We start from the raw sequence: 14,798 nt of genomic DNA, 5'->3' as shown, positions 1-14,798 counted from the left end.
GGCATCTTTATGACTGGATATGAGGCTTTGCATACACTGATTCCAACAGAGCAGGAACAGGTATGGAGCATATATTATGATTATTGAATCACCAGAGGTTATGGTAGCGGTCGTCAGTGGGGTTTTCGGCTTGCTTGGTATGATTGTCCGTCATTACCTTCACCCTTCAAATGGAACAGGTCGGCCACCACATCCCTCACCAAGCAATGAGACTCCACCACAACGGGGTTCTGACACCTTTCAGGATAGCAATCGGGTTTATCCAGCCGCTTTTCCAAAATCAGCAGGTAAAGCTGCATTAATCAGTTTTTTTATTCCAGGAACGGGAGAGTTTTATCTTGGACAAACCAAGCGAGCCATTTTAACGTTTGTGGTCAGTTTGGTGTTGGGTGGTGGATCGTTTGGAACCCTATGGTTTTGTGTTGGCATTATCAGCAGTATCCACGCATATAAAATTGGTTCCATCTTGGCTAAGGGTGCTGCTGTTAGCGAATGGGAATGATTAAATTTTTTTCAGCAACATTGTTTTAGGTATATTCACTATGTCAGCTATCGAATTTCATCCAGCCGATCTGGAACAGAATATGGCAACCTGCATCCAATTCCGTCGGGATGCCTTCCTCACCAGTTTTGATTCGGACAGCCGTTGGCAACAGGAAGTCGGTATAAATGGTGAACGTTATGCGCAGGCGCTAAGGCGTTACGCGGAAGTCAACCCCGGTGGTGTCGTACATGTATGGATTGATGGCGCAATCGTCGGGCAACTGGAATTCAGGTTGGATGAGGCGACCCTGTTTCAAGGCTATGTCAACTTGTTCTACCTGACTGATGTTACGCAGTAGCCCGAAAAGCGAGCAACTCCTCAAAAGCCGCCTTGATGGCTTTGCGGTAGAGTTTTGCTTTGAGGGCAAAGTGGTTAAGTTTTTTCCTCACAGTCAAACATTCCATCTTGAACACGGCAACAATCGAGGCAAATAGATGGTTGGCTTGTGTCCTGGGTGTGTGGGCAGGCGACTTGGCAAAGGCGGCATTGGACTTGAGCGATTTGTGAAAGACCTCCACTTTCCACCGTTTTTGGTAGAGTGAGGTGATTTCGTCCCACTCAGCGTCCAGCTTGCTACAGACCAGATACAAAATGCCGCTGCTGCCATCCTTGTTTGTAAAGACTTGCCGGACAAGCCTGACGGGGAAATTCAGCCCCTTCAGCCAGCCCGTGACGGCGTGTTGTTCTGACCATTCCAGTTGGTCGAGCCGGGTGTAACGTTTTTCCTTGCGAGCAGCTTCGCTCAAGGCCACCAGCCGATTGCTTTTCAGTGCCATGATGAAGTCCTTGTGCCGGGTTTGCTTGATGTGTTCCATGTTTTCGCTGGATGCGAACCAGATGTCTGTCAGAATCCATGAAAATTTCACCTGATTCTGGATAGTGGCATCAATCATAGCCCGCATCTGTTCATTCTTGGTGATGTCACTGCACCGCTTTTCTTGCCGGGTTTTGAGGTCACAATAACGCAGTGGTTTACGTACCAGTTCAAACGCAACCGGAATGGAGGTGTCGTTCGCGTGGTAGAGGCAGTTCACTAAATTGATGCCCTTGATGTTCCGTCCTAGGCAGTGGTCATAATGCCAGCAAATCAGGTCGTTTTCGTCCATATGGGGCTTTTCTTCCACCGTGTCATCAATGATGAGAACCCCATCATCCGATTCAACCTCACGGACGAGACTTTTGACCTGTTTCCAAAGGTCTTTCGAGGTGTAGTCGCGTTCGGACAGGAAGCGGCTGATCGCATCATGGCTGACTTGACCATCCAGCATTTGAGATAAGCCTGTCGCCGTGGCGTAACCAAACGTCACGCTCAGGTAGTCGGTGTAGAGGTCTAGGCGGTTCTGGTTCATCACTGGAATATAGACGACTCGGCTAGGGAGTGCGTAACATCAGCTACCTGATTCCGGTCGCCAGAGGCACAGGCATTGCCGAAATCATGCACCGTTATGTACTAGAGGCATTCCAGCGCCAAGGTTGCAAAACGGTGTGGCTGAGTGTCAGCCAAAGCAACCAGCGAGCCATTGCGTTTTACCGGAAGCACGGTTGGGTTTACCTGAACCCGCGTGCCGATGATGCCACCCTGCATGTTTATGCGCTTGACCTCATTCTTAACCAACTGGTTTCACACTTGGTTGAGCGTTATCAGGTTCACACGGTGCTATTGTACGGTTCGCGGGCTGACGGGACAGCCACGCCAGCCAGTGATTACGATATAGCCGCGTTTGCACCTGTAGCGGAGAGCGTACATTATGCAGTTGAATATGCCGGTGTCTGGCTGGATGCTTTTATTTACCCTGAAGCACATTTACACAGCCCGGATACGCAAACCTTGCGCTTACACAATAGTATTATATTGCTACAACACGGCAAGGTTGCGTCCTTATTTTTGGAAAAGGTTGCCGCTTTATTTGAGGCGGGTGCTGAACCATTAACTGCCCTAGAGCGGGCAACACGGCAGGCATGGGCAGAAAAAATGTTGGTACGCAGTGCCAAGCAGGATATAGAAGGCCACTACCGCAAGGCATGGTTGCTTACGGCTTTGTTGGAAGACTACTTTGCCTTTCGCAGCCTGTGGTATTTGGGACCGAAAAAAGCTTTCCATTGGTTGGAACACCATGACCCGGAAAGCTACCAACGGTTTGATGCAGCCTTGGCAAACACTGCCACCGCTTCAGACCTTGCCGCTTTGGTGGCGCGTGTTACTCGCCATGAAGAACCATCACTTAACTGAAAAGGATATTCGCTATGCAGGCTGCACAATCATTAACAACGGAAGAGCTGTTCGACTTCCTGTTGAATATTGCACCGGTACGCCCGGTGTTTATCTGGGGGCCGCCTGGTATCGGTAAATCCTCACTGGTGGAGAAGTTCGCGGAAGCGGTGGGCTTAGATTGCGTTAGCTTACTGGGTTCACAGCTTGCCCCGGAAGACATTATCGGTGTGCCGCAAATCATGGATGGCAAATCGCGCTTTTGCCCCCCGACTCTGATCGCCCGCGAACAACCGTTTTGTTTGTTTCTGGACGAATTGAACGCCTGTTCACAAGAAGTGCAAAAAGCCTTTTACAGCCTGATCAATGACCGCCGCATTGGTGAATTTATGTTGCCTGCCGGTTCCATCGTGATTGGGGCGGGTAATCGGGCGGAAGATGCCGCGATTGTTAAACCCTTGTCTTCTGCCCTGATCAACCGCATGGTGCATGTGAGCTTGCGGGCTGATCACCGCAGTTGGCTGGGGTGGGCTAATCATGCCGGTATTCATGGCTTGGTGTTGCAATACCTCCAGCTCCGCCCGGATCATTTATGGGCAAAACCCCCAAAGCACGAAGAACCGTTTTCCACCCCGCGCAGTTGGCACATGCTGTCGGATAGCCTCGCGGCTTATGGTGAAGCCAATTTGAATGAAACCGTCATCAAACGCTTGGCGGCGGGGTTACTCACGCCCAGCCATGCGCAACAGTTTTCTGGGTTTTTCCGCCAGCAACAATTGGCTTACGGAATTCATGCGCTGCTCAAAGGTGAAAAGAACTGGCCAGAAAAGCCGGAGGAGCGCGACATTCTGTATTTCATGGCGCAAAGTTTTCACGCGCATTTGTTGAAAAATTTACCCAGTGAACGCGGACAAATGAGTCAGGAAGTCAGCCAACTGGCGAACCGTGCCAAGGATATGCTGATTCAACTGGCGCGTATTTCCTTGGAAATGGCGCAATTGGTGATTGCTGAAGATGAACAAGGGCGTACTCTGCCCGATTGGTTCATGGTGGAAATTGCCCGTGATTTGCCGCGTTTATTGAAACGTAAGTGAGGTCATCTGATGGCTACGCCCAAACATAACACGGCCAAATACGCGAAGCATCGCCAAACCATTAGTGAGGCATTGGCGGTACTTGTGGCGCACCCGTTATTTAAACGCTTGCTACCGTTAGCGTTGCATGATGCGAGCAAACCGTTAGCGGATACCTGTTGGGGGCAATTGGATGAATCAGGTGGACGCATGGTGTTTCACCTTAATGTTCAGAAACGCCTAGAGGTGGAGGAATGGGTCTACATCATCGCTTTAGGGTATTTGCATTTGGGTTTAGGGCATGTGCGCCCCGGCAACCGTGAATGGCGCATTGCCTGCGAGTTGTATGCCCATCATTTTGCGCGGCAGATTGGCATTGGCAAATTGCCGACAATGTTCCGCTTCGTGCCATTGGATAATTTGCCATTGCGGGGTGAGCAAGAACTGGCACATTACTTCCAAAACTTGGATGACCTAGAACCTTATGTGGGGCTGGGGATTGGCGGCTTTGAACCTAGCTGGAAGCTGCGTACTTCACAAACCGTGAATTACACCCCGGACAGTTCACGTCACGAGGCGTTTGTGGCGGGCTTGAATGCGGCGGTACAAGCAGCGGTGGCGACGGCCTCCAACGAAATTCGCGCATTTTCGCTATTGAGTGACAATCTTCGCCAAGCCAACCATTGGGTGATTAATTCTTTTCCGTTGTTATCGGCGTTAGCCAGCAGTTTTAGCCTGCATGAAGACAAGGCGCTGTGTGAGCGTATGCATATTGCGGTGGCCGCGATTCACCCCGAATTGCGTGAGGTCTACATTAACCCGCACTGGAAATTTTCCAAAGAGGAGCTGATCTTTATTTTGCTGCACGAATATTTGCACATCGGTTTGCGGCACGATGTGCGGGAACAGGGGCGGGATGCGTATTACTGGAATGTGGCGTGTGACTACGTGATTAACGGCTGGTTGGTGGAAATGCAAGTGGGTAAATTGCCTGCGGTCGGCATATTGCATGACCCCGAATTGGCGGGGCGTTCCGCCGAAGATATATACGATGAAATCGTGAGCAATCTGCGCTGGCAGCGTAAATTGGAGAAAATCAGGACGCTGCGGGGCGAAGGGAAATCGGACATTATCAATGAACGCCCGCCAACTTGGTGGACGCTGGGGAGCGGGGTGACGTTGGATGAATTTTACCGCCGCTGTATGCGTGAAGGGCTGGAGTACGCGCAAGCGCATGGTCGTGGTTTATTTCCGGCAGGCTTGGTGGAGGAAATCCGTGCCATTAACCAACGGCCTATTCCGTGGGATGTGCAATTGACCGAATGGCTTGACCAATTTTTCCCACCGGTGGAAAAGCAGCGTTCGTATGCCCGTATCAGCCGTCGCCAAAGCGCGACACCCGACATTCCGCGCCCGCACTGGCATCGCCCGGAACAGGCGGCAATGAGACGGACGTTTGGGGTGGTGTTGGATACGTCTGGCTCGATGAGTCGGCGGGATTTGGGTATGGCATTGGGCGCAATCAGTGCTTACGCCATGAGCCGGGACGTGACGCATGTGCGTCTGGTATTTTGCGATGCAACACCCTATGACGCAGGCTACGTGGAAGCGGATTATTTGTTGGATAAAGTGGAAGTCAAAGGGCGTGGCGGTACGGTATTGCAACCAGCGGTAGATTTGTTACAACAAGCCGATAATTTCCCTAAACGTGGCCCGTTGTTGATTATCACCGATGGGTACATTGACGAGTTGCATATCCGCTTGGAACACGCTTACCTGATGCCGACAGGAAGCCGTTTGCCGTTTAAGACCCAAAGCCCCGTGTTTTATTTCGAGAGTAAGCGGGGCAATTAATCTGCCGCCACGCGAAACCCCACCAAGTAATGCCGGTGCTTAGTCAGATGTTGATGCCGCATGGCTGAGCGCAACGCTTGGGGACGATTTGCCCATGAACCACCCCGCAGGCGGTGTTGGCTGCCATCGTCAGTACTATCCTGAACCCATTCCCACACATTGCCCTGCATGTCATGCAAGCCAAACGGGTTAGCCGCGAAACTACCCACAGGCGCTGCATTTGGGAAGGAGTCACGACACAAATCCTGACGACAGTTTGCCAATCCATCAACGATTGCATTCCCCCACGGAAATGCCGTCGCTGTACCCGCTCGTGCTGCATATTCCCATTCTGCTTCGGTTAGCAGGCGATAAGACGTACCCGTTTCGCCACTTAACCAGCGGGTGTATTGCTGGGCATTATCCCAACTGACACCCACAATGGGTTGATTATTACCAGTAATGGTTTCCCCTAATTTGGCGTAAAAGGCGAACGTTTTGGTGTCCTGCCAGTGCGGTTGGTCACACGCTTTAGCTTTAACGCAATGGAGGTATTGCTCAACCGTAATTTCGTGCGAGCTGGCTTTGAAGTCGGTAATGGTTACTTCGCGAATGGGTTTTTCATCAGCAAAACAGCCGCCTTCGACTTCATCGCGCCCATTTTCACACCCCATGGTAAACGTACCGCCTTTAACCGCCACCATGTCGGGTTCAAACGCGAGGCGTTTTGGTAATACGTTAATTGCCACTTGAACAGGCTGGGGTGTTGTTGGTAGTGGGGGAGAAACGGGTGTGGGATTCGGCATAAAATAATTCAAGCCGAGAATGGATGCGATAATGGTAGTGGTGACGGTTATGCCTGCTGTCCATAAACGTCCGGGGGTAGGGCGCGGTGTCTCGGCTAAGGGTTGTGGGGTATCAGATGGTGGCGCTGGTTGCTTACTGAGCGCCCGTCGGATACCTTTGTTTAATTTCAGAAATTCAGGGTGATCAGTGCGTTGATCCCATTGGCTGAAATTGGCGGATTGCAGTACTTTAAAACCAAATGGCAAAGCAACTTTGTCGAGCAAGATGGGAAACAGGATTTTCCGTTCTTTGCCCGCGAGAGCTTCTTCTTTGACCCAGGGTGATTTGATGGAGTGTACCGACCAAGCCACCAGCACACAGCGGCATTCTTGAATCGCCTCGCCAATCATCTCGTGCCAATCCCTGCCCACCGGAATAGCGCGGTGATCCCAGAAGACTGACCAGCCTTGTTGCTCCAATGCATCCACTAACGGCATCAGGCGTTCACGGTCTTGACTCGAATAGCTTAGGAAAATGTCGTACATAAATTCGCCATGTTGTTAGGCAGGAAATACCATCAAGCATAGGCAATTTTAACCGGTATTTCTTGCCCATCTTAGTTGTAGTTCCCTCGGTTGAGGTGATTTTTGATGCAATGTACGACACCTTGTCGGCTTAGGGTCTTTTTCAGTTCTGCGATACAATAGTGCATTCGGTACTAAAATCTTGTAAAGCTGGGTGTAAGACATAACAATTTTCTTTACAAACTCATATGATCAAACACTATATCTAGTAATATTATCGCATCGAGAAATGTACAAGTTACCACGATTTTTTTCTGAAAAATGTTCAAGCTGTGTTCTTCGCCAATTGTTTTCCAAATATGCTCTAGATCGTCTTGGTTCTTGCGGTTGCGAATCATATCTTCATTAATGCGACCTAGTTGCATGGCATTCAGAATTAATTGCTCAATAAGTTCTTCTGCTTGGTCAAGTTTGAATTTTATCTTACGAGCGTCTTCCCCTATAATGTGTTCTATCTGGCGTAGCGTCCGGTACATTTGAGAATACTGAGTGTTTCTCTTTTCCCTTTCAATTTTTAAAAATGTTTCTGGATGATAGCCTCTCTTCAGTGTTGTAATGTCACATTTGCATATATTTAATTTGGCAATGATAGTGGGTAACTCAGCATCTTGGTAATATTCCAATGCATGATCTATCAGTACGTCTATTTTGGAATCAAGGTCATAAGATGCTTCTGCGTAGATTTGCAAAGCTATTGACAGTTCAGTCATTAACTCATCAAGTCGTTTGCGCTGTTGGTGGAGTAGGGGTATCATAGCTATTCAAAATTAACGCTGAAAATTTCTTTACCGTTTTGATCTTTCATTGAATTAACAAAAATCCCTTCTTCTGTAATTTTTGCCTTAATCTGAAAAATAGACATTTCATTTGCACTTTCGTTAATGATTGAGGTTTCAGGGTTAATGAGTAGGTTTGTCAAGGTGCTTTTGCCGATTTTAATATTAAACAAAACAAATTTCTTGAATTTTTCAATAAGATCTATATAGTGTTGTTTTTTTGGAAATCTTGTTTCATATTCTTTAAGTACACCATTATCGCTTAGTATTTTGGTGATTATTGCATCTAATTTTTGTTCTAGCATCGTGGTAACTTGTTTGAGCATGTCATCGTAGCTATCAATGCTTTTACTTAATACAATATTAGATATTATTTTATATAGATCCATAAGTAATTCATTTTCTGAATGCTTGAGTCCATCCCTGTCTTTGAAGACTCCATTAAAACTTCGGTCAAGTTCATTATTGAATTTGTTGATGAATTCAACATCTGTGATCGAATAAAGGTATTCATTGTCATAATTAACATCGGCGATCAGTACAGGTACTGTCAACTCCATTTCTGGAATTTTGAACCGAGGAATGGAGAAGTGTTTAAGCAAATCGTCTTTGGCATAACTTTTTGCTATATCAATTGAAGTGGCATCAGCATATTGTCTCGCACGGGTAATCTCTTTAAAGATAAAACTCATGTATTCGCCTAGTGTTATCATTTTTTACTCCTTGTTAAAGGGTTTTGGTGGCATAGTGACCACCAAAACACACTATGCTGACAACATTCCCATGATTTTTTCCAATCCAGCAGGCATTTCATCTTGCGATGCCTTGACTTTTACATTCATGCTGTATTCCTTTTTAACCTCCACGCCATACGCTGATGAACGTTGATAAGAAGCGGATACTTTGAAGGAGACCGGTCCCCAACCTCCCTGTATGTCAAGCCCCACAGCCAATTTATCCTTAATTGTTTGGGATTCAACAGAATTGAGCTTTACGTTAAAGTCAATATCAACCGTTTCTATGCGAATGCTGGGTATTGGCAGCATGGCAATAAAAGGAATCCTGACAAAACGCTCTGTCTCTATTATTTCCCCTGTGTCAGGGTTAACATCTTTTTTCTTATATGAAAAATCAGTCATGACCAGTTCTTTGGCTCCATCAGGCTCTTCCGGGTCAACAGGCTTGAAACCTAGATCCTTGATAAAGTTGACGGTTGCAATTGCTGAAGCTGTCTGGGCTTGAATTGCCGCTTGTAATGGGCCACCAATCATTTTGGCGAAATCGATATTATTAAGTTCGCTCACTAAATCAGTGCTGACTGCCATCGGGCGAATAGTAACAGCCGCCGGTGTTGCGTTTGCCATTGCCCCAATTACCTCCGTGACTAAGTGTGTGGCCTCCTCAGCCATAACTGCTGGTGAGTCTGTTGGTAGTGTACTGTTTTCGATGACCGGATTGGATGGTTTCGATGGTTTGTCTGTTTCTTTCATTGCCGTTTCCTTTGGGTGTTAAAAATGTGCTGTTATTACTGTGGTACTTTTACTAAATTAATGCCGAAATCGCTTATAAAATACATTCTAATATATTCCTGATCATCTTCTTTATCGGCTCGATATGTGTTTCAGTGTTTTTCTTGCTCTAGTCAAAGATAATCTAAACACAACATCCCGATAATTTGCGTAATGTTGGTTTGAAGTTTCGAAAATGCACAGAGAAACACATAGAGCCTTTTTTGTTTATTTTAATAATTAGGTGCTTCTCCTCCATCATAAGTATTATTTTCTTTAGAATATGAGGCTGCCTTACTATATTGTAGATTCACTTCATCCTGAAGTCCTATCAGTAACCATTCAGGTGGGGAACTCGCATCAACAGCTTCAATAGCATTCGTTGAAACGACGCTATTACCTTTTGGTAAGATGCCGCTGTTAGTGACGATTCGTGAAGTTTCGTCCATTTCGATTACAATACGCATATTTGACTCCTTACCAACCCAGTACAGCAAAACGTCCTTCAATATTCACCGTGCTTGCAGTTAGGTTCGTGACATTGATCCAATAAGTTACATGGCTATCCGTAGCACGCTCCACTTGAACCTTCCATTCTATTTGTGGTGCTCCTGACTGTGGACTGGTAGGTACAACAGTCCAGACCACATGCCAATGCGCAGGCCAGCCAAACGTGAACCAGCGTCCGGTTTGATTTGCCTGAAGCGTGCCAGTAAATTGGACGCCAATCCACGAATTAGTTTGTAAAGCCGTGGCAATTAATTGCCGTAAGTTGGGGCGATTCCCAATACGCTGAGTTCGTAGACGATCAGGTAACGCATCTTGTTGCGGGGAACCCGTATGACGTAATAATTCTCTTGCCCGTGCTGGACTCAAGGGAATCCTGCCCCGGGCTTTTAATACACCTTGTGTAGAAGCCAATGCCCCCACGACAATAGGCGATGCACTGGATGTGCCGCTGAAACGATCGGTATACCACTCATCTTCATTACTGGCATTTTCTCCTCTGTGGTAATCACCGTAACCAGCAGTTGTAACTTCACGTCCCCACCCTTGGGCATCTACTAATGCCCCCCAATTGGAGAAACCTAGACGTGAGCGGTCAGGCCCATGATCGTTACCATGTGTGCCGGGAGGTGGTGCACCAGCGCCCACAACTACTGCTCCAGAATCACGGTTATTACGCCGAAACGGATTCAACCAGCTAGTGGGGAAACCTGCGGGTCTTGTTTCATACACTGGATCATCCAAATTTTCGGCTCCGTTACCGGCAGCTTCCACTACAATCACGCCTTTGCTAACCGCATACCGAATAGCATCAAAATCATCTGGCCACCACTCTATCGCGATATAACCACGCTGATCAGCGCGACCTGCAAAGTTAAATTGTGGTCCTGGGCGGTGAAGCTCCAGTAAAATGATGTCGCCCGGACGAAGTTTATCAGCAGCTTCGCGAATCGCACGAGCCGATGAAGTCTCAGGACCAAAAATGGAAACTGCACTCACGTGGGCATCAGGGCTAATGCCAGTTATCCCTTTGGTATTTCGATCACCACCGAATTCCCCTATCACTGCCGTGCCGTGATTACGCCACCCAATATCGGTTGATGCAACACCTCCAACGACCCCGCCTTGGTTTTGTAACAAGTCTTCATGCGAGAAACGCCATGCCCCTTCAATATCAATAATGTTGACACCGGCTCCGCCACCACCCGGCTGTGTCCATGCGTAACGAGCATCAATCCCGCCCGGAGCACTATCCAAATACCCTTGTCTGGCGGTAAAATCTGGTGTAATAGCAGGTATTTCCTCTTCTGCTACACTAGATTCTTCAAGCCAAATAGGTGGCTCAGATGCTGGTTTAACATAAGCCGCTGCAACGCCATCAATTTGCAGTAATTGCTCAGCCAACGTATCAAGGCGATCATCATTCGCTTGGACGCGATAATAAGTAGAAAGATCAGGCGTAATGGCTGATGCAGCCGCTTGAAGTTTCTCTTCGGTTTCACCAAACAATAATGTTAGGACGATATTTTCCGCGTTTAAAAAACTTGCCAAGGGTGCAATATTGGCTCCGGTAGTAGAGGAAATTGTCGCCTGAGCAGATCGTAATCCAATGCTTTCCTCGGTAATAACAATTAATTCACGTTCACTCGAAATGTTTCTGGTTGCTTGTTGTTCCATGATTTTACTCTCCTCAGTTTAAAATTAAAGTGATGGCAGCTCATCTGCCGGTTTGCTGTATGCTGCCTCTATTGATTTAAGTTGCAGCAATTCATTTATTACCTCATGAGTTACCCGATTATTTGGAGTATGAATGATGAAATAACTTATCAAGCTGGAATCATCCACATTTGGATGCATAGGTAACATTGTCAGATTCCATTTTTTCAATTGTGCAGTGATTGCTTTAGAATCTGGCGTGGCAATGGATTTCCCATGAAAAACACGGGCAACTGCTGGAGATGTTTTGACAATCACTGTTTCTTCCATATTCATTCCAATAGACTGATTGCTTTCAATCGGATTATCATCACTAATAAAGAAAGGTCTAGAGTTAGAAGTTGAACACCCTATCAATAAACTCAAGGAAATAGGAAAAATAATACTCGAAAAAATATACATAAATGACATCCTGAATTTAAACATACACTATCAACCTGTGCTCACTAGCCGATAAAGGTATGCTAAGTTAAGAACTGTAAATCAACTATTTAAGGTGCTCGCACCAAGCCTACCCCACGATCTGCCATGTCTACTGTCGGAGCAAATACGGTGCTATGCGCTTGTGATAAAAGCTTGGCAACGACATTTCCAGCATTGGGTGGAATTGCCGATTCCGTTACCGCCTGCCACCAGAGAGCAGCACAGCCAGCCACATGTGGACATGCCATGCTCGTGCCGCTCATTTTGGTTAGATTCCCTCCTGCCTTGGCAGAGACAATCCCCACACCAGGAGCACTGATTTGTGGCAATGTATTGGAAAAGCCTGCAACCTGTAACTGATTGCCTGCTTGTTGGAGTGCGCCAACAGAAATGACACCCTCCGCAGCAGCAGGCAAACTAGCCGCTATTTCGAAATTTGGGTTCATTTGGCGACGGCTTTCATTGCCTGCCGCCGCGACTACCACTGCATCGTTACCAAATGCCGCTCGCGCCCGTATCATGCCCATCAGTGCATCGAACATTCTTAAGTTGCCCCGGTATGCCTCCAGTGCAGCAGAGGTAGCAATATCGCTGGGCCAACCTTGGTTGATTAAACTGGTGACGAGTCCCGGAAAATTGAACCCCAACGACATGGAAATAACCCGCGCCCCTTGATCCACTGCCCAAAAGATTCCACGAAACAGCATGTCGGAATCACCACCACCGTTGTCACCCAACACCTTGCCAATTAATGCTTTTGGGACACCTCGAGCAACACCAATACATGTACCGTCAACATCTCGCCCAAAAATAGTACCAGCACAATGTGTTCCATGACCTTGAAGATCACCATTGCCACTACCACTGAAATCCTGTTGCACCAATTCTACTCCGGTAAATGCAGGATGATCAGCATCAATACCTGTGTCTAATACTGCAACCGTCACACCTGCTCCATCGAACGCTGAGGCATCTGCACCTACTGCGTTCACCCCCCAAGTTGACATTGCCCCCGTATCCTCAACCTCAACCGGCACAATCAATTGCGTTGGCATAATAGGGGCAATACCTACAATTGTCGTATCGCGATTTAAATCTGCTAATTCCTTAGTTGTTAACTCTTCTGTGTCAACACGTGGCTCAGGAACAACATTAAAGACGGTACTTCTAGCTACGCCAGCACTTCGAGATAAATGCCCGAAAGGTTCTCTGCTTGGCATATTGCTCATGTCTCGTAAAATACTATATCGTTTAGTCATTACAGTTCCTCATTCATTAAAAACGCTTATTAATAAACATCATCTGTTTACATGGAAATATTCAGCATCAATACTCAATTCCGAACCAGTTAACATGCCATTTTTTTGAATTAGCATGTGTGGGTGTTAGCGGATTTCCATTGATCCACCTAATATAGACTCGAAAGCCTATTGCGGTAGCTCGATAAATAGATGTGCAACCGGTTGTTGCCCAATGTTCACTATCGCCACCAAGTGATGTAATATATATAGGAGTGGCAGAAAAATTAGCAGATGAGGTATCAATATCAACATAAATACCATTTGCACCATAAATCTGCCATGCAGTTTCGCCTACTGGCGTACTGCCTGACGCAATTCGATGACTTGCCATACTCAAATATCCTCGATAGACTGTAACTAAAAACCAAATTTATAGTTGCTACTTCTATAATTCAGTTCAAAGAAATAAAACTCGCCTTAAAATTATTACTGGCATCGGGATCAGGCAAACTACCAAAAACAAAAGCAGAAATTGGCTTATCTACATAGGTTTTTAACATTTCTGTCCGCACCGATACTTCAGTACTATTATTCACCTTCAACTCACAAAAATGGGTGAAAATAACATACCCTTGGACAGGCCAAGGATCTCCACTCGGATCAATATGACTAGGGCTAATGACCGCACTAGGCTCTGTTTCCACGACTCTTGAGGTCGGAGGAAACAGAACAACGAGCTGGATATGCTTTGCATTATCATCGTGGTGATTATGGATAGTTATCTTAGTAGTCACCTCCACCTTATCCGTATCTAACCGTTTACCTATACACTGCATTTTTTTGATTTTCAAATCTGCTGATGCAACACCCATTAGCTTTACTCCTCAGAATAATTAAATTCATTACTATCTTCAGTTAAGAAACTATATTTACCTTAAAGTGTATGATTTAAATTAAAACAAGCAATACGACTTTCGTACTATTGGAAGCCATTCGTCATGGTTTACTATGCAGTTATCCGTCAGTCATCATATTGGATTTCCCAGAACCGATTATTTTCCTTGGATGGATTAATTCAGCAAGGTTCTGCTATTTCCGCTGGCGAACCCTGACTATCAATAAACCCACCTAATTCTTTTTCCGTCAATGCTTTTGCCTGTACCGTCAGCAATTTTCCTTCTGGGTCATAGAATAAAAATGTCGGTGTGCCGATAAAGTTTTTTTCGGCGGTGGCAAACAAGTATTGATCCATTTCCGTCTTGTCGCTTAGCAGGTTGGGAAATGTCAGATGTTGTTCCCCAATAAAGGTTTGTGCATCGGCTTTGCCTTGCACGCCATCCACGGAAATGCCGACAATATCAACCTCTGGGTGCGCGGTTTTGAAATTGACAATGTGTTGAATGCTCAGTTGGCACATGCGGCAATCGGATGCCCAGACTTCAACGACTGTCCATTTGCCCTTGCCAATCAAGGTTTGAATATCGGCAGGATTATCATCCATATCCGTCATGGCATAGGCTGATGTCATCAGCGGTATTAGGCACATACACAGGGTGCTGAGCCATTGGTGTTTTGTATTATGCATGGGGGTAGTCTCA

General features: G+C 46.6%; 17 protein-coding genes. 5 read left to right on the top strand and 12 right to left on the bottom strand.

Annotated features, from left to right (window positions below; genetic code table 11):
- The first annotated feature begins 76 nt into the window (after positions 1–76).
- Positions 77–502, top strand: a complete 426-nt coding sequence (locus HMY34_RS04350; protein ID WP_202718082.1) for a TM2 domain-containing protein — start codon at positions 77–79, stop codon at positions 500–502.
- A 40-nt stretch (positions 503–542) separates the two neighbouring features.
- Positions 543–842: a hypothetical protein gene (locus HMY34_RS04345; RefSeq protein ID WP_202718081.1), complete on the top strand. Its 300-nt coding sequence runs from the start codon at positions 543–545 to the stop codon at positions 840–842.
- Here the strand turns inward: HMY34_RS04345 and HMY34_RS04340 are convergent.
- Positions 832–1,893, bottom strand: a complete 1,062-nt coding sequence (locus HMY34_RS04340; RefSeq protein WP_202716024.1) for an IS701 family transposase — start codon at positions 1,891–1,893, stop codon at positions 832–834. The genes HMY34_RS04345 and HMY34_RS04340 overlap by 11 nt on opposite strands.
- Before the next feature lie 29 nt (positions 1,894–1,922).
- On the opposite strand from HMY34_RS04340, the gene HMY34_RS04335 reads away from it, so the two are divergent.
- From HMY34_RS04335 to HMY34_RS04325, 3 genes are read left to right on the top strand one after another with little or no spacing between them, the layout of a single operon-like run.
- Positions 1,923–2,774: a GNAT family N-acetyltransferase gene (locus HMY34_RS04335; RefSeq protein WP_202718080.1), complete on the top strand. Its 852-nt coding sequence runs from the start codon at positions 1,923–1,925 to the stop codon at positions 2,772–2,774.
- Between the two features lie 14 nt (positions 2,775–2,788).
- Complete coding sequence (locus HMY34_RS04330; protein ID WP_202718079.1) at positions 2,789–3,847, top strand: AAA family ATPase; 1,059 nt, start codon at positions 2,789–2,791, stop codon at positions 3,845–3,847.
- Between the two features lie 9 nt (positions 3,848–3,856).
- Positions 3,857–5,680, top strand: coding sequence for a vWA domain-containing protein (locus tag HMY34_RS04325; RefSeq protein WP_202718078.1), 1,824 nt, complete (start codon positions 3,857–3,859; stop codon positions 5,678–5,680).
- Here the strand turns inward: HMY34_RS04325 and HMY34_RS04320 are convergent.
- The 11 genes from HMY34_RS04320 to HMY34_RS04270 form a co-directional block, all read right to left on the bottom strand.
- Entirely contained in the window at positions 5,677–6,990 is a 1,314-nt protein-coding gene (locus tag HMY34_RS04320) for an SUMF1/EgtB/PvdO family nonheme iron enzyme (protein ID WP_202718077.1), read from the bottom strand. The genes HMY34_RS04325 and HMY34_RS04320 overlap by 4 nt on opposite strands.
- A 215-nt stretch (positions 6,991–7,205) precedes the next feature.
- Positions 7,206–7,739, bottom strand: a complete 534-nt coding sequence (locus HMY34_RS04315; RefSeq protein WP_202718076.1) for a hypothetical protein — start codon at positions 7,737–7,739, stop codon at positions 7,206–7,208.
- A gap of 47 nt (positions 7,740–7,786) precedes the next feature.
- A complete protein-coding gene (locus HMY34_RS04310) occupies positions 7,787–8,518 on the bottom strand; it encodes a hypothetical protein (RefSeq protein ID WP_202718075.1) in 732 nt (243 codons plus the stop codon).
- A 51-nt stretch (positions 8,519–8,569) separates the two neighbouring features.
- Entirely contained in the window at positions 8,570–9,295 is a 726-nt protein-coding gene (locus HMY34_RS04305) for a DUF2589 domain-containing protein (RefSeq protein WP_202718074.1), read from the bottom strand.
- Between the two features lie 251 nt (positions 9,296–9,546).
- Positions 9,547–9,780, bottom strand: a complete 234-nt coding sequence (locus HMY34_RS04300) for a hypothetical protein (protein ID WP_202718073.1) — start codon at positions 9,778–9,780, stop codon at positions 9,547–9,549.
- A 10-nt stretch (positions 9,781–9,790) separates the two neighbouring features.
- Positions 9,791–11,497, bottom strand: coding sequence for a S8 family peptidase (locus tag HMY34_RS04295; RefSeq protein WP_202718072.1), 1,707 nt, complete (start codon positions 11,495–11,497; stop codon positions 9,791–9,793).
- A 24-nt stretch (positions 11,498–11,521) separates the two neighbouring features.
- Positions 11,522–11,938, bottom strand: coding sequence for a hypothetical protein (locus HMY34_RS04290; protein ID WP_202718071.1), 417 nt, complete (start codon positions 11,936–11,938; stop codon positions 11,522–11,524).
- 89 nt (positions 11,939–12,027) lie between these two features.
- Entirely contained in the window at positions 12,028–13,218 is a 1,191-nt protein-coding gene (locus HMY34_RS04285) for a S8 family peptidase (protein WP_202718070.1), read from the bottom strand.
- A 67-nt stretch (positions 13,219–13,285) separates the two neighbouring features.
- Entirely contained in the window at positions 13,286–13,591 is a 306-nt protein-coding gene (locus HMY34_RS04280; protein WP_202718069.1) for a hypothetical protein, read from the bottom strand.
- 61 nt (positions 13,592–13,652) lie between these two features.
- Positions 13,653–14,072 carry a hypothetical protein gene (locus tag HMY34_RS04275; protein WP_202718068.1) on the bottom strand — a complete coding sequence of 140 codons (420 nt, stop codon included), beginning with the start codon at positions 14,070–14,072 and terminating at the stop codon, positions 13,653–13,655.
- A gap of 203 nt (positions 14,073–14,275) precedes the next feature.
- Positions 14,276–14,785, bottom strand: a complete 510-nt coding sequence (locus HMY34_RS04270; protein WP_202718067.1) for a TlpA family protein disulfide reductase — start codon at positions 14,783–14,785, stop codon at positions 14,276–14,278.
- Positions 14,786–14,798 lie beyond the last annotated feature (13 nt).

The sequence above is a fragment of the Thiothrix subterranea genome (assembly GCF_016772315.1).
Classification (GTDB): Bacteria; Pseudomonadota; Gammaproteobacteria; order Thiotrichales; family Thiotrichaceae; genus Thiothrix; species Thiothrix subterranea.
This window is presented reverse-complemented; position numbering and strand designations above follow the sequence as displayed.

Excerpts from the sequence above, each read along its gene's own strand:
- HMY34_RS04345 (WP_202718081.1), top strand. The coding sequence starts at position 543 with ATGTCAGCTATCGAATTTCATCCAGCCGATCTGGAACAGAATATGGCA.
- HMY34_RS04325 (WP_202718078.1), top strand. The coding sequence starts at position 3,857 with ATGGCTACGCCCAAACATAACACGGCCAAATACGCGAAGCATCGCCAA.
- HMY34_RS04320 (WP_202718077.1), bottom strand. The coding sequence starts at position 6,990 with ATGTACGACATTTTCCTAAGCTATTCGAGTCAAGACCGTGAACGCCTG.
- HMY34_RS04310 (WP_202718075.1), bottom strand. The coding sequence starts at position 8,518 with ATGATAACACTAGGCGAATACATGAGTTTTATCTTTAAAGAGATTACC.
- HMY34_RS04315 (WP_202718076.1), bottom strand. The coding sequence starts at position 7,739 with ATGACTGAACTGTCAATAGCTTTGCAAATCTACGCAGAAGCATCTTAT.
- HMY34_RS04330 (WP_202718079.1), top strand. The coding sequence starts at position 2,789 with ATGCAGGCTGCACAATCATTAACAACGGAAGAGCTGTTCGACTTCCTG.
- HMY34_RS04270 (WP_202718067.1), bottom strand. The coding sequence starts at position 14,785 with ATGCATAATACAAAACACCAATGGCTCAGCACCCTGTGTATGTGCCTA.
- HMY34_RS04340 (WP_202716024.1), bottom strand. The coding sequence starts at position 1,893 with ATGAACCAGAACCGCCTAGACCTCTACACCGACTACCTGAGCGTGACG.
- HMY34_RS04305 (WP_202718074.1), bottom strand. The coding sequence starts at position 9,295 with ATGAAAGAAACAGACAAACCATCGAAACCATCCAATCCGGTCATCGAA.
- HMY34_RS04295 (WP_202718072.1), bottom strand. The coding sequence starts at position 11,497 with ATGGAACAACAAGCAACCAGAAACATTTCGAGTGAACGTGAATTAATT.
- HMY34_RS04300 (WP_202718073.1), bottom strand. The coding sequence starts at position 9,780 with ATGCGTATTGTAATCGAAATGGACGAAACTTCACGAATCGTCACTAAC.
- HMY34_RS04275 (WP_202718068.1), bottom strand. The coding sequence starts at position 14,072 with ATGGGTGTTGCATCAGCAGATTTGAAAATCAAAAAAATGCAGTGTATA.
- HMY34_RS04280 (WP_202718069.1), bottom strand. The coding sequence starts at position 13,591 with ATGGCAAGTCATCGAATTGCGTCAGGCAGTACGCCAGTAGGCGAAACT.
- HMY34_RS04350 (WP_202718082.1), top strand. The coding sequence starts at position 77 with ATGATTATTGAATCACCAGAGGTTATGGTAGCGGTCGTCAGTGGGGTT.
- HMY34_RS04285 (WP_202718070.1), bottom strand. The coding sequence starts at position 13,218 with ATGACTAAACGATATAGTATTTTACGAGACATGAGCAATATGCCAAGC.
- HMY34_RS04290 (WP_202718071.1), bottom strand. The coding sequence starts at position 11,938 with ATGTATATTTTTTCGAGTATTATTTTTCCTATTTCCTTGAGTTTATTG.